This window comes from Streptomyces sp. NPDC057486 (genome assembly GCF_042802415.1).
GTDB lineage: Bacteria > Actinomycetota > Actinomycetes > Streptomycetales > Streptomycetaceae > Streptomyces > Streptomyces yanii.
The window spans coordinates 48438-67084 of sequence record NZ_JBHVEE010000045.1 but is presented as its reverse complement, the minus strand read 5'-3'; the positions used below and the strand labels follow the sequence as shown (position 1 = coordinate 67084).

The following is an 18647-nucleotide window of genomic DNA, read 5'->3' as shown; positions in this document are numbered from 1 at the left end:
CCGCTGCACGAGGAGGCAGCGGGCCGCACGGTGTGGTTCGCCCGGACCGTCGGCAGCGCACGGGGCGGTCCGGGCGACAGGGGCTGGCGAGGCTCAGACGATGGTGACGTTGTCCTTCTCGCGCATCCGCGCGCCCAGGAGTCCGCCAAGGGCGGTGATCAGGGACAGGACCATCAGCAGCAGGGCCGCCGGCCACGAGGCACCGCCGCCGGCCGCCAGCAGTGCAGTCGCCAGGAACGGCAGGAAGCCGGTGAGTGCGCCGGCGAGGTTGTAGGACAGCGCCACGCCGGTGTAGCGCAGCTGCGCCGGGAACAGGTCGGCGAGCAGCGCCCCGGACACCGCGTAGGCGATGGAGAGCACCGCGACGCCGACTGTCATGGCCAGCACGACCACGAAGGGATTCTTGGTCTCGACCAGCCAGAAGACCGGGAAGGCGAGGACGGCGCTGAAGAGGCCGCCCCACAGCATGACCCGGCCGGGGCCGAGGCGGTCCGCCATGCGTCCCACGACGATGATCACCGCGATCTCGACGACTGCCGCCACCAGCGTTCCGTTGACCATGAGGGACCGCGGCAGTCCCAGGGTGTCGGCGCCGTAACTGATCATGAAGGTGGTCAGCATGTAGAACCCGCCGACTCCCAGGGTTGCCGAGGCTATCGCGATCAGCAGTCGGCCCCAGGCCTTGCGGAAGACGTCGAGCGCCGGCACCTTGGCCTGCTCGTTGTGCTCCATCATCTCGTCGAAGAGCGGCGACTCCTCCACCCTGCGGCGGATGTAGACGGCGATGCCCATCAGCGGGAAGGCGAGTAGGAACGGCAGACGCCAGCCCCAGGAGTCGAAGGACCCGGACGGCAGGAGGAGTACCAGGGAGAAGGCGCCGGAGGAGAGCAGGGTGCCCACCGGAGAGCCGACCTGGGGGAGTGCGGCGTACCAACTGCGCTTCTCCGGCGGCGCGTGCTCCACGGCCAGGGTGACTGCGCCGCCCCACTCTCCACCGACGGCGATGCCCTGGACCAGGCGCAGGAGCACCAGTAGCAGCGGCGCGGCGATGCCGATGGTTGCGTAGCCCGGCAGCACACCGAGCAGCCCCGTGGCCATACCGATCATCACCACGGTGATCAGCAGAGTCGGCTTGCGGCCCATGCGGTCGCCCAGCCAGCCGAAGACGAGTGCGCCGATCGGTCGGGCGGCGAATCCGACACCAAAGGTCGCGAAGGATGCCAGGGTGGCCGTGGTGGGGTTGAGGGTGGTGAAGTACAGCCGGTTGAAAACGATGGCGGAGGCGGTGCCGAAGAGGAAGTAGTCGTACCACTCCAGTGCCGTGCCGACGAAGGCCGCGAAGGCGACCCGCCCGGCGTCCTTGCCGGTCGCTGTGGCCGGCGTGCCCGGCGGAGCCCCTGGGGTGACCTGACCGACTGTGCTCATGTGTGACTCCTTGCGTGCGGCCGGGGCGATCCGGACGTAGAGAGGGGACCATCCGCGGCTGCGATGTCCCCGAGTGAGTCGGCGCCGTGGACGCATTCCCCGGCCACGAAGGTGGCCAGGACGTCGATGGCGCCAATCCGAGCACTGTCGACACTGACAGGGTCATCGGAAAGTACGACAAAGTCGGCGAATTTGCCCGGCGTGATGCTGCCGCGACGGTCCTCGTCTTGGCTGGCCCACGCCGCATCGATGGTGTAGGCCCGCAGGGCCTGCTCCGCGCTCACCCGCTCATCCGGGGCGAGCACTGTGCCCGCCCGGCTGAGGCGCTCGACCATGGACTGGATGCCGAGGAGGGGGGCGCCCGGGGCGACCGGCCGGTCGGAACTGCCCGGCACCCGGATCCCCCGGTCGAGGAAGGACCGGTGCCGGTACATCCAGAGGGTGCGTTCGGGGCCGAGTCCCTCGGCCATGCTGTCGCCCACCTCGTACAGGAAACGCGGCTGCGGCACCGGGACCACGCCGAGCGCGGCGTAGCGGTCCAGCTGGTCGGGTCGGACCACCCCGGAGTGCTCGATGCGGTGCCGCACGTCCGGGCGGGGCAGGATGTGCTGAGCCTCGGTGAAGGCGTCCAGGGCGAGGTCGACGGCGCTGTCGCCGATGGCGTGCGCGGCCACCCGCCAGCCGGCCCGGTGGGCGTCGACGACGAGCCGGTGCATCTCCTCCGGGCTGTTCTGGTAGACGCCGCTCGCGTGGTCGTGCCCGCAGAACGGCTCGGAGACCGCAGCCGTGCGGCCGATCAGCGATCCGTCCAGCCAGATCTTCATCGGGCCCAGGCGCAGCCGGTCGTCGCCGAAGCCGGAGCGCAGTCCCAGGTCGATTCCGGTGGTGATGCCGTCGTCGGCGTGCGCTTGCAGGGCGTGCAGGTTGTCGGCGGCCACCATCAGCTCGACCCGGGTGCGCAGCGTGCCGCGTTCGCGGGCCAGTTGGTAGGCGGCGGCCTCGACGGGGCTGCGGCCGATGAGGCCGAGCCCGATCCCGGCTTCCACCACATGGGTCAGGCCCTCCGAGGCGTAGACCTCGCTCGCCCGGCCGAGGGCGTCGGCCAGGTCGGCCACCGGGTAGGGCATGACGAGGTCGGTGACCAGAGACTGGGCCCGTTCCTGGAGCAGCCCGGTCGGGGTGCCGTCGCCGTCGCGTACCACGACCCCGCCCTCGGGGGTGTCCACGCTCCCGTCGAGGACGCCGGCACGCCGCAGCACCTCGCTGCCGGCCACGCACATGTGCCCGGAGCGGTGCTTGAGCCACACCGGCCGCCCGTCGGCGGCCCGGTCCAGTTCCGTGCGGTGAGGGTGTCCGCCCATGACCGTGTCGTCGTACCCGGAGCCCACGATCCAGGCGTCGGCCGGCAGGCCGGCCGCGCGGCGGGCGACGGCGTCGTAGACCTGGGACAGACTGGTCGCCGTGCTCAGGTCGAGTTCGCCCAGGGACTGGCCGAACCAGGCCATGTGGTTGTGGGCGTCGCCGAATCCGGGGACGACGACCGCGCCGCCGCAGTCGAGCACGGTGCGCGCGGGCAGGTCCTCGACCGTCTCGTCGAGGCCGACGATGCGCCCCGCCAGGACGCCGAGGGTGCGGGCGCCGGGATGGCGGTCGTCCACCGTGCGGATACGGGCGTTGCGGAGTTTGAGATCGAGCATGGAGCGGCTTTCGGATGGGCGGGCGGGGACCGGTTCGGTGCGGTCGGGTTCGGTTCTGGCCGGGCCGGGTGGCCGTGGCCGGTTCAGGCGAGGTTCTGCAGGCGGGTCAGCGGCAGGTCGGTGGCGCGGTGGATGTCCACCGGGCGGCCGTCGACGAGGACCGGGTCGGGCGTGGTGGGCACCTGCACCGTGGGCACGGCAGTGTTGGCGACCATGTCGCCGCGGGTCAGGCCGCGGCTGTTGCTAAGGGCCGTGTAGCGCACCCCCTTGGGGAGGGCATCGGCGCAGCCGCGGTCGTCCAGGCATGCCTGGGAAACGAAGACCGTGGACAGCCGGCGCGGAGCCCCGCCCAGGCCGCCGAAGTAGGGCTTCATCACCCGCGGCTGGGTCAGTCGGGTGGAGCCGGAGCCCGATCCCGACAGCCCCCAGGCGACGAAGCCGGACTTGAGCACCAGCTCCGGCTGCGCGCCGAAGGTGGCGGGGCGCCACAGCACGATGTCTGCGATGCTGCCGGGTCGCAGGGAGCCGACGTCCGAGGCCATGCCGTGGGCTATCGCGGGGTTCAGCGTGATTTTGGCCAGGTAGCGCAACACCCGTTCGTTGTTGACGAAGTCCGCACCGGTCTGCCCGGCCAGGTGGGCCTGGACGTGGGCGAGCTGCCAGGTACGGCGCGCGGTCTCGGCGATGCGGCCCATGCCCATGGAGTCGGAGTTGACGATGCTGATCGCGCCGAGATCGTGCAGGGCGTTCTCGGCGGCGATGGCGTGTTCGCGCACTCGGCTCGCCGCGATGGACACGTCGCTCTCCACCCCGTGGTGGCCGCCGTGGACGGTCATCGTCATGGGCAGCAGCTCGGCGACGGTGGCCGGGGTCAGCGGCAGTGTCGGGGTGGTGGAGGAGGTCAGCACGTGCGGCTGGGAGACGATCTCCAGCAGGTCGGGGTGGCCGCCGCCGCCCTCGACGTGGTAGGCGTGCACGGTGCGTCCGCGGGTGGCTGAGAGAGTGTCGGCCAGGTAGCCGGACTCGTTGAGGGTGTCGGTGTGCAGGGCGACCGGCAGGTCGGCCTCCTCCGCGACGCCCAGGCAGGTGTCGATGATGCGAGGCGTGGCCCCCCAGTCCTCGTGGATCTTGAAGCCGCCGGAGCCGGCGAGGACCGCACGCTCCAGCAGCTCCTGCGAGGAGGAGGAGCCGCGGGCGAGGAACGCCACGTTGACCGGGGCGTCGCGCCAGCCCTCGATGAGGCTGTGCAGGTTGTAAGCGGGGTTGGCGCCGACGTCCCACACACCGCCGATGCCCATGCCGACCATGGTGGTGACGCCTGCGGAGAGTGCCGCAGGCACCACCTCGGGGCTGGAAAGGTGGACGTGGGAGTCGACGACCCCGGCCGTGGCGATGAGTCCCTGGCCGTTGATCATCGCGGTGTGGGAATCGACGACGAGCTCGACGCCGTCGTTGTTCTCCGGGTTGCCGGCCCGCCCGACGCCGACGATCCGGCCGTCCTGGATGCCGATGTTGGTCTTGCGGACTCCGAGCAGCGGGTCCATGACGACCACGCCGAGGATCACCATGTCCAGAGCGCTCTCCCGCGGGGCGCGACCGGCCACGAGCATGCCGTCGCGGGCGGTCTTGCCGCAGCCGCCGAGCATCTCCTCGCCGGGCTCGGTGTCGTCGGCCTCCACCTGCACCCACAGGTCGGTGTCGGCCAGCCGGATCCGATCACCCGTGGTCGGGCCGTACAGGGACGCGTACGCGCGCCGGGACATCCGGCTCATCGGTTTCCTCCTCGTGCCACCACGGTGACGGTGCGGGTCGCACCGGGCTCGAACCGGTCCGACGTCCCGGCCGGGACGTCCAGCCGGTGGCCGCAGGCGGCCTCGCGGTCGAACTCCAAAGCGGCGTTCGCCTCCTCCAGCGGGAAGTGGGAGGAGACCCACACCGCACGGGTACCCCGGTTCGTGATCTGAAGCTCCTTGCGCCGACGGCCGGGAGCCAGGTCCCTCTCGCCCTCGACGGCCAGCACGGCGCCTGGGTCGCTCGGCCCGGCCGGCCCGAACGGGTCTGCGACGTGGACCAGCGTGGAGCCATGCGGGAAAAGCGCCTCCACCTGGATGCTTGGCACAGTCCCGGCAACTCCCGGCAGCAGCTGCTCGCGCGGGACGACCTCCCGGGCACGAACGACAACGGTCTCCAGCGGCACGCCGTCCCAGGCCATCTCCAGGACCTCGTCGCACACCAGGGCGACGGCCTCGGTCGCACCGAGCAGGGCACCGCGGGCCAGCCGCCGCCGTGCGAGTTCGGCGGCCGAGAACAGCGTCAGACGTTCCTGCTCGCGTGGAGTCAAGTGCATGGGCATTCCCCTCGAGATCGTGCACGGCCCCTTGACCGCGCAGCGGGGCATGCACAGCACAATGCCCTGGCAGGAGAGCGTGAACAATGCCAAAACGCTGCGTGCCGGAGCAGCGATAATGGGCACATGCACAATCCACCGCGCATTGACGGTCCCGTTCGCGCCCCCGCCGCCCAGCCCGGCGCTGACATGGGCGCATCGGTTCCCCCCGAGTTGCGCACCCTCGTGCGCGACTGCCTGGACGACCTGGACGAGCTGGTCGGGCGCTACGTTCCGGAGGTCTCCGCGTTCGACGGCTACGAGGCCACGGTCCCGCCCGAGGACCTGCGTGAGACCGCCCGGGCCTGCTTCGAACTGCTACTGCGCCTGATCGGTGATCTGCCGGTGCCGGAGGACCTGCGCGAGGTGCCGGACCGGCTCGGCCGCCGCCGTGCCCACCAGGGCGTTCCCCTGGAACGGCTCCTGCAGGCGGTACGCATGGATTTCCGCGTGCTGTGGACCGCGATGCTCGAACGCACCCGCCCGCACGACCAGCTGCAGCTGACGCGCGGGGCGGTGCGGGTGTGGGAAGCCGTGGAGTTCCACACCGTGCACGTGCACGCCGCCTACCTGGACCAGGTCGCCGTGCTGGCCCGCGAGCAGGAACGCGAACAGGCCGCACTCATGGGCAGGCTGCTGTCCTCGGACGGCCGCGACCAGCAACTCGTCGCGCAGGTGGCCACCCTCCTCCAAGTGAACGCACAGTCGGAGTTCGCCGTGGCGGTCGCGCCGCCCGAGTCGCAGCAGGAGTTGCGCAGGGCCGTCACGGCACGACTGACGGGCCAGTCCGCCCACTTGCAGCAGCACAACGGCATGCTGGTGCTCGTGGCCAGGCTGCCACAGGGGGCGGACGCACCCCCGCCCGCCTGGCTGGACGGAGTAGCATGCGCGGTCGGGCCGGTGGCACGCGGACTGGCCCGCGTCCCCGACATGGTGCGTGTAGCCGAGACGATCGCCACGACGATCGACGGAGGGACGGCCCACCCGGTGACCCTTGTCGAGGCCTGGATGCCCGTGGCCGCGGCGCGGCTGGGTCCGATGGCGGGGATGCTGGCCGACTCGGTGCTGTCCGATCTGGACCGGCTGCCTCCGCACGAGCGCGAGCGCCTGCTGGACACCGTGGTCGCGTACTGCGGGTCCGGGTCCGTCGCAGCGGTTACCCGCGAGCTGTACTGCCACCGCAACACCGTGCTCAACAGGCTGAGCCGGTTCACCGAGCTCACAGGCCTCCACCCCACCAGGCCGACGGAGGCGGCCGCGATTCTGTTCGCCCTGGAATGCGCCCGCAGCCGCACCGTGTGACCACCCGCGGTGCAACCGTCCGCGCGTCTACCACTGGGCGGCCGAACGGCTGCCGGCCATGGCCGAGTTCGATTACCAAGGCGAGGGACCCCGCACGCCTCCCCGAGACCGCACCCGGTGCCGGGCTCAGTGCGCTGCCGGGGCGAGGTGGACGCCCAGCGCGTGGAGGCCGCCCAGGAACAGCTCGACACCGACCGCCGCGAGGATCAGCCCCAGCAGCCGGGACAGGACCTCCAGCGACGTCTGATGGGTGTTCTTGAGCACCCGGGTGAGCAATAGCACGCACAGGCAGTCGATCGCCGCCACTGCCGCGTAGGCGCCGGCCATGGTGGTGCGCCAGCCCCAGGAATCCTTGGTCAGCGCCCCGACGAGTACCGCCGTCACCGCCAGGGGACTGGCCACGTAAGGCAGCATGAGCTCGCGCAGACCCTCGGCCAGCCGGCCCGCCGTGTGGCCCACACTGTCGTCGGTTCCGCCGCCCAGATGCATGCCGAGCACCAGAGTGAGGGAGTAGACGAAGAAGATCACGCCGCCGGCGAGCTGCAGCGACTGGTCCGTGACGTGGAAGAACGTGGTGACGAGGTCGGCGGTGTAGGCCATCACCACACCGATCACTGCGGCGATGAGCGAACTGACCCAGGCGAGCCGGCGCAGTTCGGCCTCACTGCGGGTGCGGGCCACCCGGGCGAAGGAGAGCAGCACCTTGGGCGGCCCGAAGACGGCGAAGAACGTCACGAACACGGTGGTCAGGTCGAACGGCTGCATGGCCCCAGGGTGCCCGGGTGACGCTGTGCCGCGGGGTTCCCACACGGCCCCGGGCGTCAGCCTGACCGCGATGTCACGGGGACGGCGGGGCTCCACACCGCGGACTGCTTGGCCAGCCACGGCTCGTTGAGCGCGCCAAGGTCCCGGAGTGGACGTCCCAGCGTCGCCGCCGGTGCCGCCAGCCGCTACGTCACCTCGCATCCGCACAACCCGGCCCGGACGGACCTGGCCGTCAACGAAGGCATGGTGCACGGCTTCACCGGGGCCACCTGGTGGTCGGCGCGCGCCCTGCTGCTCGCCGCCCTGGTAGCTGGCCTCGTCGTCACGGCCAGGGCACCCCAGCGTGCTGGACGCATGCCAAGGGCTAGACCTGTCCAATGAGCACTGCTGTGTGGTGAAGCCGGGTTCGGCGCGGCGATGAGTCCGCGGGCATCCGCAGGTCTATCTCTTGACGGAGACAACCGACTCATCGGGAGTAAAGCCATGGGCCTCATCCACATCGAGCTGTTCGCGACCCTCGACCTCGTCGGGCAGGCACCCGGCGGCCCCGACGAGGACCCGGTGGGCTTCCCCTTCGGCGGCTGGCAGGCGCCCCTGCTCGACGAGGTCGCCGGGGCACAGGTCGGTGCAGCGTATGAGGGCACTGACGCCCTCCTGCTCGGCAGGCGGACGTACGAGATCTTCGCCGCCTACTGGCCGCATCAGGAGGGAGGCGAGGACAACGAGATCGCCACGCTCTTCAACAGTGTCCCGAAGTACGTGGCCTCTCGCGGCAGGCCCGACCTCTCGTGGGCCAGGTCCACGCAGCTCGGCCCGGATCTGGCCAGCGCGGTGCGCGAGATTCGTGACCGGCACGAGAACGTGAAGGTCGTGGGGAGCCTGAACCTCGTGCAGACCCTCCTGCGCGAGAAACTCTTCGACCGTCTGGACCTCTGGCTGCACCCGATCGTGCTCGGCGTCGGGAAGAAGGTGTTTGACGACGGAGCGGTGCCCACCAACGTCACGCTCCTTGCACCCCCGGCAGCCAGCCCGAAGGGCACCGTGTACCTGCGCTACAGGCTCGCCGACGGCACGCCCGCCACAGGAGACATGAGCGCACCCGATCGCGGTGCCGGAAGCGACGACTGAAGCCACCCCGCGCCTGGAGAGCGGGTATCGGGGTGCGTCCCTCACCGGCGCCGGTGCCCCATCCCTAAGCCGGGCCCGCCGGGGCAGCCCGAAGGTGCTCCTTCCTCGACCAATGTCGCGAGAGGTCCGTCAGCATCGCTACCCGCAGCCAGAAACGTGAAAGGCGGACCTATGTGTTCTACCGGCGGTAGAATCGACGGTATGAGCAAGCCGACGAGCATCAAGACCAGCGAAAAGGTGCGCGACCGACTGCGCGCCCTGGCCAACGAGCGCGGCACCACCATCACGGAGCTGCTGGAGGAGCTCGCTACCCGCGAGCTCACGGCTGCCGAGCGGGAGCAGCGTGCCATCGAGGCCGCTTCCGAGCTCGGCATCGAGTACACCGAGCAGGTCGAGCAGGCAGGCCGAGACGCCTGGGCGAAGATCCGCGCCCATCAGGGCAGCGCCGCCGCATGAATCTGACGGCTGTCCTGGACCACACCGCTTTGACCGCCCTGTATCGGGCGGACTCGTTCTTCACCGGCCTGTACATCGAAGCCTCGCGCGGCACCGGTCGTGTCCTGGTCCCGTCGCTTTCCGTCCTCGCCGCCGAGCGCCAGGCTGCAGGAGCGGGCAAGCACGCCGCGTCGCTGCGCTTCGCGGAGAACGTTCCTTTCAGCACGGCGCACGCCGTTGATGCGATGGACTGGCCGAGCGTGGACTGGCCGGTCGCTCACGTGGCGGCGATCGCCTGGCAGGCGGTCAAGGCGGGTGAGCCGCTCACGGTTTTGTCACTTGAGCCCGAGCTGTACGCGGGAACGGGAATCACCCCGCTGAATCCCACCTGATCGCGTCGTATCCAGACGCTGGCGCACCTTGCAGGAACGGCGGTCGTTTCACTGGAAGCGGCCGGCGACTGCATTCTCAGCGCGCGTTGCACAGGTACTTGCGCCGTGCGGTGACCAGCGTCCGCCACCGGCTGCGGGTGGGCCGCTCGCCGTCCAGCCACCGCGTCGCGGTGTCGCCGCTGAGGGTGAGGCCCGGTCATGAAGTGGGTGATGCCGACGTAGTACGACGTCCCTATCTCTCACCGGTTCTCCTGGGCGGCCACGAGCGTCTCCTGTCGCCGCTACCCGCCTTCTTCCACTTGCCGTCGTGCGAGGAGCAGCCGGACTCGATGAGGCAGGCCGTCGTGTCCGGCTCGACTCCTCCACGTCAGCGCGAACGCCTTCCCCGCACGCCCTCCCACTCCCGGTAGCCCTGCCGGAACGCATCGTCCAGTTCCGTCGCACCGAGGAGTATCTCCTTCTGCTGGGCCGTGTAGTCGTCGACCATGAGCACCAGTTCGGATTGGACCGCGCCCCAGCGCCGAACGGAAGGCGACTGGGACGAGGTGATCTCCTCCAGGAGCCCGGGCCGTTCCAGGAGGCGGCCAATCCTGGGGAGTTCCTTCGCTTCGAGCTGGCCGGCGAGCGCCGCACCCACGGCGGCCCGGTTCCGGCCGCCGAACGCCCAGCGGGCGCGGGCCAGCCCCGTCGCCGCGGGCGCGTGGGCGCAGGAGTCCGGCGGCATCACCGAGTACGCGGCAAGTGCTCCGGACGTGTCAGCGGGCGGAATTCCGGCGTCCACGTGGGACCTGTTCAGCCACTCCCAGTAGGGCTCGGGAACGAAGAGGCACTGGACGAAGAAGACGAGCGCATCGGGGTCGATCAGCGTGGGCGAAAAGGTGAGAAAAGCCGCGTCTCCGGATTCGCTATGGAGCCTGTACTCCTTCCCCTTCTTCTTGGCCCCAGACGCACTCATCACAGGGGTCACATATTCTCGAAGGAAATCATTAAGCACGATGCCCCCAGAGCAATCGTCAAGACTTGTGGATCGTCGGTCAGAAGAAGCCGATGGTGTCCTTGAAGAGGCGGGTGGTCTTCGCGCGGATTGTCGCGTTCTCGCGCCAGGATTTCTCGGCCTGAACGCTGGCAATGGTCACACCGGCCCGTCCGGCGGGATTCTCCGCGGGCGTCAGGTGGCCGCAGGCAAGGACGAGACCGAGGCGGGCCGTGCTGATGCCCAGGTGCTGGGCGGCCTCGGGCTGTGACAGCCAGGCGTCGTCCTCAACCTGGATCACACGCATGAGGCTGGGGTAGCCGCGCCCTCCGCGTGGCGCGGCCTGGCCCCTGCGTTGCCAGCGTGGTGTCATGCCGCCCTCTCCTCGGGTCGCTCGAGGAGCAGCATCTCTGGAGGAACGGCATCTCTGCAGGAACCCGTCCATCTGAGCACTGCTCTCAAGGCTGTTTGCTCAGGATGCAGTACTCGAGGTTGTCCAAGCTCTTGTAGGCCCACAGCTTAGGTGACAGGCGGTCCGCAAAGGTTCGGCGCTGTCCGGCGTCAGCCGCGCTTGTTGGTGTCAGGCGTTGATGTCAGCAGTCGGAGACGCGCTTGACAACCTCTGCTCACCCTATGCCGACTGGCCCTTTCCTCGACGTGACGCTCGGCGGCACCCGGCAGCCTGATGGTCGGCGATTGGCATGATGGGCGACGGCAAGTTCTCAGATGTCTCTAGAGGAGCGACTATGGCGTTCGAGAGCGAAGCCGATTTCGGAGTCGCCGAACGGGACGAGTGGTCCTATTCGCCGGCTGTTGGCGTCGGACCGCTTCGGTTCTGTATGACCGTCAACGAAGTGTCGAGGCGGCTGAGATACTCGGCCTGACGAAGGTCAGCGATTGTGCACGGGGCCACGCGATCTTCTCGCCAACTCGGAACGCCGAAGTCCACCGTCGCGGGGTCGCTCCTTCTCCACCTGCCGTCAGGCGGCCGCATGCCCCATGTCCGCTTCCCTTGCCGGCGCCGGGCACACAGGGGTGCAGGGCGCGCAAGGCGTCGTAGACCCTTTACGGCTTCAGCCGATAGTTCGGGGGAAAGAACTGCACTGCCCATCGGCGGAAGTGGAAGATTGCACTGCCGCCCTGCGATCGGAGGATGTCGACCGTCCGCCTGGCCTCGGTCTTGCCCCGCACCGGAACGAAGATCAGCCATTTGCCCTGGCCCAGGGCAGCAGAGTGGGCCGCGACCGTGACGCCTTCGTAGCCCCCGTACTGCTGCAGCCAACGCATGAAGCGGCCGGGAAGCCCATGAGACGTTCCCATGCTGTCCAGAATCCGCTGCCCTTCCGCCCCCTTCAGCACGTTCACACGGGACAGATCGATCCCGGCTTCTTCCAGGCGATGACAGGTAGCCGTACAGCTTTCCTCGTCATCGAGAACGGCAGCCACGCGCTTCATGGGATACAGATAGAAACGCTCTTCGTTCATCCGCGGCCGACCCACATGAACCCCTTCCTTTCGCCTCTCATGAAGCGCGACGAATCCATCTCTCCGAGCTTCAGGGCTTTCGCGGGAGCACGGTGAGAACCCGGACAACGTGATCCCGGAATTCCTCCATGAAGTCTCGGAGGACACCCCGCTCAGGTCCAGCGCCCGGGTCAGCTCGGTCACGCTCTCAGGCGACAACGACCGGGCCACTGACACGGGCGTCTCCTTTCACACTTCCACCATCGAAGCAGCCAAAAGTGCCACGTGCCCGCCGGGTATGGCATGCGAGGCAGCTTCTCCAGCCACTGGCTGACCGGACTGCGACTGTGGCGTCCGTTCGCAAGTCACGTGCCGTACAGGTGAGGAGATCCACTGATGAGGGAGTGGTCTCAACGAGTGCCGTCACTCCGTATCAGGCACCCGGGTGGCGCAGCGGGCCAAGCGCATTCCAGCCAGCCCCGAAATCATCATCAGGGGTGGGCCGAGTGCAGCCATCACCGATGGTGCCGACCCGGCCTGTCGGAACGGAACGACGCACCGATCGTGGAGGCAGTGGTGGCTGAGGGTCTGCGCAAACGGCTGATCGGCACCTGGAAGCTGGTGTCCTACCAGGAAATCCCTGTGGACGGTTCCGAGCCGTTCGAGCCGCTGGGCCATGATCCGCAGGGCATCATCATGTACACCCCCGACGGGTACATGTCCGCGCAGCTGTCCAGACCCGATCGTCCCGGCTTCGCCTCCGGGGACTGGTTCGACGGCACGACCGAGGAGTACACGGCGGAAGCGACCTCCTATATCGCCTACTCGGGACCGTTCCACGTCGACGAGGAGAAGCAGACCCTCACCCACTCCATGTTCGTGTCCCTGTTCCCCAACTGGACCGGCCAGACGCAGCCACGTGTGGTGCAGCTCGATGGCGACACGCTGCGCCTGAGCACCGCATCCCCCATCACGTCGAGCGGCAAGACCGTCAACTCGGCCCTCACCTGGCGCCGGGCAGAACCCAACTGACCCGCGCGGCAACCGGGCAGCGTGGCCACAACGACCGAGGAGGGAACCCTCATGAACACTGAACGACGAGTCGTCGTGACAGCGGGAGCCGCCGGCATCGGACTCGCGACGGCCAGGGCCTTCGCGGCCAACGGCGACCGTGTGCACATCTGCGACATCGACGAACGGGCCCTCGAACAGATCACCGAGGCCGATCCGGTGATCACCGCAACAGTCTGCGACGTGTCCGACCGGCCCTCGGTCGAGAACTTCGTCGAGGCCGCGGCCCACACCCTTGGCGGCATCGACGTACTGGTCAACAACGCGGGCATCTCCGGTCCCACCGCACCAGTGGAAGAGATGGACCCTGATCAGTGGGAGAAGGTGTTGGCCGTCAACCTCACCGGCACCTTCAACGTCACCCGGCTCTCCATCCCCTTCCTGAAGAAGTCCGACTCCGGCGTCGTACTGATCATGTCCTCCGTCGGCGGACGCTACGGCTACCCGAACCGCAGCCCCTACGCGACCACCAAGCGCGGCCTGATCGCCCTCACCGAGACCCTCGCCCTCGAACTCGGGGACGACGGAATCCGCGTCAACGCCATCGCGCCGGGCGCCGTCGCCGGCGACCGCATCCAGCGAGTCCTGCAGGGCCGGGCCGATGCCAGCGGACGCCCACTGGCGGACGTCACCTCCGACGCCCTGAGCATCCAGTCCCTCAAATACTTCACCGACCCCGACGACATCGCCGCACTGGCGCTCTTCCTCGCCTCCGACAGCGCCAAGTCCATCACCGGGCAGACCATCCCCATCGACGGCGGTTCGAAGACCGCGCAGTGACATGCGACGGGAATTGCTGTTGCAGCAGGGGGCGCCGCCGAAAGCGCCGGCACCTTCAGAACGTTGACCGCTGTCTGTCGGTCACTACGGGCCGCCGGAATGCTCGGGCGAGTCTTCCCCGGAAGTACGCAATGGTGACGGCGGGGACTCCTCGGGCAGCGGCATCCTCTGCGAGGCCGCCGCCTGCACCCCGACCCACAGCATGCTCGACACCAGTCCTGTCCGACACACTGTCGACGTACATCCCGACGGGCAGTGCCACCGTCCCGCATGTCCTCAGCTCTTCACGCTCGCCCACACCGAGGCAACGAGCGCATCCGCACCAACTACGGACTGGCCGCGCATGGAGGCATGCACGGCGAACAGACCGAAGCCCTGTGCCTCCCAATCGCGTTCCATCGCTTCAATCCCGCCGCGATTCTGCTGTTCGTTACGGACGCCGCCATCACCGATCCAGCGCATGACCTCCGGGTCGGCGTTGACGGCAGTCAGGGGCACAACGTCCTCCTCTCGCCAACGGCGAAGGAGCAGACGGGGGGTCTCAAGCATGACCGTCCGAGAATTCTGGACCAGCACCGAGCACTCCACCAGGGCCGGTGGCTTGGGCCGACCAGGTCGGGCCTGCCACCGGCCGGATTGAGGTGGGTGTCCGTCGTCACCGGGATCGAGCTATTTACTCCGATACGGGAGATGATGGATAGGTGGGTGACGATCGGTGTGGCTGGTGCGAAGCTTCACTGCCAGAGTCGGCAGGCCGGGGACGGCAGTATTGCCATTCGGCTCACCGGCAGGCGGCCTGGCGAGCCAGACGTCGCTGGCGAAGTGCAGCACCAGCGCGGGAGGCGCTGGTGTTCGCCGAAGTCGATCTCCTGGCGCAGGTGCAGGCCGCAACCCGACAAGCGAAAGAGTCGCGCCCTGGGCGAGGAGCAGAGTGCTGCCATATTGCCGCCGTGGCGGAGGTGCCCGAGCTGGCTGGGCAGCTGGTGCGCTGGGCTGTGCTGGCGGACCGACGGGCCGGGGCCAGCTGGGCGCAGATCGGCGCCTACTTGGGCATCAGTGCGGATGCGGCCCGAAGTCGTTTCGGGCGCCATGGGGGGTCTCTGCCCGGTACCGCTCGGGAGGGTGGAGGCCTGCCGGATCTTGCCGGTTTCGGTACTGGCACAGGTTCCGGCACGCATCTGCTCGACGCCGCTTTGGCCCAGTTCATGCGGGAGACAGGTGCCTGTGGAGGTCTGGTATACCTGCTGCTGCCGGGCGAGCGGGTGTTGCGCCTGTCGGTGCTGAGGGGGTTTCCCCGACAGATCGCCGCGCAGTGGACGCAGGTGCCGCTGGCGGCCCGCACCCCCGCGTCCGACGCCGTGCGCGAGCGGCGTCTGGTGTGGATAGGCGACCAGGAAGAGATGGCGCGGCACTATCCGCAGTTGGCGCTCGCGATGCCCTATCCCTTCTCGATAGCCGCCGCCCCCATCGCCACCGGCACCACCCTTTGGGGCGCCCTGGTGGCGCGGTGGCCCTGCTCGCATCCATCGCGGCTGAGGCGACACGAACGCGACGCGGTCCGAGCCTCCTGCCGCCGCCTGGGCCTTGTCCTGCGGCAGGCCGCGGACAGCGGCCACCCGCTGCTGCCTGGGCCAGAGCCGCAGGCTCTGGCCTCGCTGCGTGCCAACGCTCGCGGGCCAACCCAGGAGGTGGCAGCGGCGGACTTCGCCGAGCGCCTGCCCGGAGGATGCTGCGCCTTGGACCTCGATGGCCGAATCACCTTCATCACCACCGCCGCCGCAGACCTCCTCGGTGCGAGCGCCGTCGATTTGCTGGGCGCGCTGCCCCGGCAGGTCCTGCCATGGCTGGACGACCCAGTCGTCGAAGGCCACTACCGGGCTGCGGTGCTCAGCCAGCAGGCAACCTCCTTCACCGCCCTGCGCCCACCGGACCGGTGGCTGTCCTTCCACCTCTACCCGAACGTCTCCGGCATCAGCGTCCGCGTCGCCCCGGCTTCCCCAGCCCCTGCCTCGGAGACGCCAGAGGTTCCATATCCCGCACCGCCGGCAGCACCGGGCCGGTCGACCGCCCATTACCACCTGATGCACCTCGCCGCCACGCTGACCGAGGCCATCGGGGTCACGGACGTGATCGACCGGATCGCCGACCTGATCCTGCCCGCTTTCGAGGCCCAAGCTCTCGCCCTGATGATCGCCGAGGAGGGCCGGCTGCGGATCATCGGTTACCGCGGCTACACCGCCGAACTCATGGACCGCTTCGACGGCGCCCCCCTGGCCTCGGACACCCCTGCCGTGCGTGTCCTGACCAGCGGCGCCCCCCGCTTCTACGCCACCTTCGCAGACCTCAAGCGTGCCTATCCCCCCGCCGTCCTGCAGGACGGCAAGGCCGCCTGGGCCTTCCTGCCCCTGATCACCTCCGGCCGCCCCGTCGGCTCGCTGGTCCTCGCGTACGACCGGCTGCACCCCTTCACTTCCGAGGAACGAGCTGTCCTCACCTCGACCGCCGGGCTGATTGCCCAGGCTCTGGACCGCGCCCGCCTCTACGACGCCAAACACGCTCTCGCCCACAGCTTGCAAGCCAGCCTGCTACCCCACACACTGCCCCGCGTCCCCGGCCTGGACGTGGCCACCCGCTACCTCCCCACCACTGAGGGCATCGACGTCGGCGGCGACTTCTACGACCTCATCCATCTCGACACCGACCTTGTCGCCGTGGCGATCGGCGATGTCCAAGGCCACAACGTGAACGCCGCCGCCCTCATGGGGCAAGTCCGCACCGCCGTCCACGCCACCGCCGGCGCCCCGCCCGGCCAAGTCCTCGCCCGCATCAATCGCCTGCTCACTGATCTCGACACGGACCTGTTCACCAGCTGCGTCTACGGTCAGCTCGACCTGGCACGCGACCGCGCCTGTCTGGCCACCGCCGGCCACCCGCCCCCACTCCTGCGCCACCCCGACCTGCACACCGAGGTCCTCCCGCTGACGCCCGGGCTCCTGCTCGGCATCGACCCCGCCGCCGACTACCGGGAGACCGACATCCCACTGCCGCCCGGGGCCGTGCTCGCGCTGTACACCGACGGCCTCGTCGAAATTCCCGGCGTAGACATCGATGAGGCCACTGTCGACCTCGCCGCCCAGCTCACTCAAGCCCAATGCCAGAACCTGGACGCCCTCGCCGACACCGTCGTCCACCACGCTCAGAGAACCAACCCCCACAAAGATGACATCGCCCTGCTCCTCATCCGGCCTCGACGATAGAGAGGCAGGAGAAGAGTGCCTGAGAAGCCGTTATTAATCCGAGCGTGGTGGCTTTGATTTCGCAGGTCAGGCATGTTGTCGGCGAGTGGGCGGCAGGGATGGCGGTGTCGTGTCACCGCACCGTCGGAGGGTTGGATGCCGTCGCCCATGGGGCTGCTGGAGGAGCGGGAGCTGTCCGCGCGTCAGCGCTTGGAGGAGTGCCGTGAGGAGGCAGAGCGCGCTGAGGCCGCGCTCACCGGGGCCGAGCGGGCCTGCGCGCGCGGTGATCGCGCAGGAGGAGTTCGCGGCGGCGCCGGCAGAGGCCCGCGCGGCGGACGGTCCGCCGCCGGATAGTGGGGGTTGGACCGCGGCCGCGGCGCCGGGCACGATCGTGCCCGATTGGCGGCCGGGCCTTAAGCCGACCGTCCTCGCCCCGGACTACCAGCGGATCATCGGCGCCCTGGAGGCGGCGGTGCGGGAGGGGACCGGTCGCTGAACTGCCGTAAGATCGCTGGCCGGTTGCGCTGGGAGACCTCGGCCGCCGGGGTGGAGCGAGTTCGAGCCAAGGCCCGGCGGTTGGCCGAGCGGGGCCGGCTGGTCAAGGAGCCGGACGGCCGGTTCAGTGCCCTGCGGCCAGGCGGCGGGTCTCCAGACTTGGCAGATGTCGTTGGGAACGGCATCGAGGTCACCGAATTCGACGAACAGTCGCAGTGCGGGACCATGCTCCTCGTGGTTGGTCCACCGGTGTCCGATGCCGGTGGGCTTATCGAGTTGCCTCGTGAAGAAGTCCTTGCGCTGTCCCCGGATGAAGTAGGGCCAGAGCCCGGCGGCGTGCGCCACTCGCACGGTCAGCTCGTCCAAGGGCAGCACATCGCCGAGCCGGGGCTCATGGTGGCAGCAGCCGGTGAACTGGGGCCAGCGTGCGGCCGTTTCGGGTAGCCCGCCCTGTGCCGACTCGCAACTGTCCCGGCCCTGGACCGGATCCACGTTGCTCGGAAGCGGGCCGGCCAACGTCATGCGGCCGACCGGGCCCCCACCACGACCCGCGGGAGACCGAACGAGTGCCCAGGCTCAGTCCACGTCGACGTCCACGTCCACGTCGACGAACAGCGTGTGCATCGCGCCGAGTACGCGGAGGCACGCGTCGACGTCCGCCATGGTCAGGTCGCCGTCCACGCGACGCAACAGCGCGAGTTCGCGGGCTCGTACGGCGCTGATCGCGGCCCGGCCCTCATCGGTGAGCCTGATGAGTGACGAGCGACGGTGCGCGGGGTTGGCTACGCTCTCCACCAGGCCGTGCCGCGTCGCATCGTTCACCATGCGTTGAACGAACTGCCGGCTGAGTGCCTGCGCCCGCGCCATCTGCGGCACCGTCGTCGGCCCCTGGGCACGCAGGAGATCGAGCACCGCTCGCACCCCGACCGACAGGCCCTCGATCGGCGCCGTCTGCTCCACCTTGCGATGGACCCGCCGGTAGAGCGGGCCGACCACGTCGAAGACCTCAGTGAGGCGTCCGGCCAGTTCGTCCCGGGAGAGCGCTGGGCGGGCCTCGGTATGTTCGTCCGTCATGCGTTCATCATGACACCTTGGTTG

18 protein-coding genes are annotated in these 18647 nt (G+C 69.2%); 8 read left to right on the top strand and 10 right to left on the bottom strand.

The window, feature by feature from the left end:
• Window positions 1-93 precede the first annotated feature (93 nt).
• The 4 genes from ACFU6I_RS21915 to ACFU6I_RS21900 form a co-directional block, all read right to left on the bottom strand.
• Entirely contained in the window at window positions 94-1425 is a 1332-nt protein-coding gene (locus ACFU6I_RS21915) for an MFS transporter (RefSeq protein ID WP_384369237.1), read from the bottom strand.
• Window positions 1422-3122: an amidohydrolase gene (locus ACFU6I_RS21910; protein WP_384369234.1), complete on the bottom strand. Its 1701-nt coding sequence runs from the start codon at window positions 3120-3122 to the stop codon at window positions 1422-1424. The genes ACFU6I_RS21915 and ACFU6I_RS21910 overlap by 4 nt, the downstream gene beginning before the upstream one ends.
• Before the next feature lie 83 nt (window positions 3123-3205).
• Window positions 3206-4894 (bottom strand): urease subunit alpha, encoded by a 1689-nt coding sequence (locus tag ACFU6I_RS21905; RefSeq protein WP_384369231.1) that lies wholly within the window; start codon window positions 4892-4894, stop codon window positions 3206-3208.
• A complete protein-coding gene (locus ACFU6I_RS21900) occupies window positions 4891-5469 on the bottom strand; it encodes an urease subunit gamma (protein WP_384369228.1) in 579 nt (192 codons plus the stop codon). Before ACFU6I_RS21900 ends, ACFU6I_RS21905 begins: the two co-directional genes overlap by 4 nt.
• A 126-nt stretch (window positions 5470-5595) precedes the next feature.
• Here ACFU6I_RS21900 and ACFU6I_RS21895 point away from each other — a divergent pair, with 126 nt between their 5' ends.
• A complete protein-coding gene (locus ACFU6I_RS21895; RefSeq protein ID WP_384369225.1) occupies window positions 5596-6810 on the top strand; it encodes a helix-turn-helix domain-containing protein in 1215 nt (404 codons plus the stop codon).
• Window positions 6811-6936: 126 nt separating this feature from the next.
• Here ACFU6I_RS21895 and ACFU6I_RS21890 read toward each other — a convergent pair whose 3' ends face one another.
• Window positions 6937-7575, bottom strand: coding sequence for a MarC family protein (locus ACFU6I_RS21890; protein WP_384369222.1), 639 nt, complete (start codon window positions 7573-7575; stop codon window positions 6937-6939).
• Window positions 7576-8058: 483 nt separating this feature from the next.
• On the opposite strand from ACFU6I_RS21890, the gene ACFU6I_RS21885 reads away from it, so the two are divergent.
• The 3 genes from ACFU6I_RS21885 (at window position 8059) to ACFU6I_RS21875 (ending at window position 9530) form a co-directional block, all read left to right on the top strand.
• Window positions 8059-8703: a dihydrofolate reductase family protein gene (locus tag ACFU6I_RS21885; RefSeq protein ID WP_384369220.1), complete on the top strand. Its 645-nt coding sequence runs from the start codon at window positions 8059-8061 to the stop codon at window positions 8701-8703.
• Between the two features lie 201 nt (window positions 8704-8904).
• Entirely contained in the window at window positions 8905-9159 is a 255-nt protein-coding gene (locus ACFU6I_RS21880; protein WP_384369217.1) for a hypothetical protein, read from the top strand.
• Window positions 9156-9530, top strand: a complete 375-nt coding sequence (locus ACFU6I_RS21875) for a PIN domain-containing protein (protein WP_384369214.1) — start codon at window positions 9156-9158, stop codon at window positions 9528-9530. Before ACFU6I_RS21880 ends, ACFU6I_RS21875 begins: the two co-directional genes overlap by 4 nt.
• Before the next feature lie 367 nt (window positions 9531-9897).
• On the opposite strand, the gene ACFU6I_RS21870 is transcribed toward ACFU6I_RS21875, so the two are convergent.
• The 3 genes from ACFU6I_RS21870 to ACFU6I_RS21860 form a co-directional block, all read right to left on the bottom strand.
• Window positions 9898-10485, bottom strand: a complete 588-nt coding sequence (locus ACFU6I_RS21870) for a hypothetical protein (protein WP_384369211.1) — start codon at window positions 10483-10485, stop codon at window positions 9898-9900.
• Window positions 10486-10564: 79 nt separating this feature from the next.
• The gene (locus tag ACFU6I_RS21865) at window positions 10565-10876 is read right to left on the bottom strand and encodes a DNA-binding protein (protein WP_384369208.1); all 312 of its coding nucleotides are present in this window, start codon (window positions 10874-10876) and stop codon (window positions 10565-10567) included.
• Window positions 10877-11568: 692 nt separating this feature from the next.
• Window positions 11569-12171, bottom strand: coding sequence for a hypothetical protein (locus ACFU6I_RS21860; protein WP_384369205.1), 603 nt, complete (start codon window positions 12169-12171; stop codon window positions 11569-11571).
• A gap of 372 nt (window positions 12172-12543) precedes the next feature.
• Between ACFU6I_RS21860 and ACFU6I_RS21855 the strand changes: the two genes are divergently transcribed.
• Both ACFU6I_RS21855 and ACFU6I_RS21850 read left to right on the top strand, forming a co-directional pair.
• Window positions 12544-12999 (top strand): lipocalin-like domain-containing protein, encoded by a 456-nt coding sequence (locus ACFU6I_RS21855; protein WP_384369202.1) that lies wholly within the window; start codon window positions 12544-12546, stop codon window positions 12997-12999.
• A 51-nt stretch (window positions 13000-13050) separates the two neighbouring features.
• Window positions 13051-13818: an SDR family oxidoreductase gene (locus tag ACFU6I_RS21850; protein WP_384369200.1), complete on the top strand. Its 768-nt coding sequence runs from the start codon at window positions 13051-13053 to the stop codon at window positions 13816-13818.
• 276 nt (window positions 13819-14094) lie between these two features.
• Here ACFU6I_RS21850 and ACFU6I_RS21845 read toward each other — a convergent pair whose 3' ends face one another.
• Window positions 14095-14367, bottom strand: coding sequence for a GNAT family N-acetyltransferase (locus tag ACFU6I_RS21845; RefSeq protein WP_384369251.1), 273 nt, complete (start codon window positions 14365-14367; stop codon window positions 14095-14097).
• A 581-nt stretch (window positions 14368-14948) separates the two neighbouring features.
• Here ACFU6I_RS21845 and ACFU6I_RS21840 point away from each other — a divergent pair.
• Window positions 14949-17075 (top strand): SpoIIE family protein phosphatase, encoded by a 2127-nt coding sequence (locus tag ACFU6I_RS21840; protein ID WP_384369248.1) that lies wholly within the window; start codon window positions 14949-14951, stop codon window positions 17073-17075.
• A gap of 202 nt (window positions 17076-17277) precedes the next feature.
• The gene (locus ACFU6I_RS21835; protein ID WP_384369197.1) at window positions 17278-17550 is read left to right on the top strand and encodes a hypothetical protein; all 273 of its coding nucleotides are present in this window, start codon (window positions 17278-17280) and stop codon (window positions 17548-17550) included.
• Between the two features lie 575 nt (window positions 17551-18125).
• Here ACFU6I_RS21835 and ACFU6I_RS21830 read toward each other — a convergent pair.
• The gene (locus ACFU6I_RS21830) at window positions 18126-18623 is read right to left on the bottom strand and encodes a MarR family winged helix-turn-helix transcriptional regulator (RefSeq protein WP_384369194.1); all 498 of its coding nucleotides are present in this window, start codon (window positions 18621-18623) and stop codon (window positions 18126-18128) included.
• Between the last annotated feature and the right edge of the window lie 24 nt (window positions 18624-18647).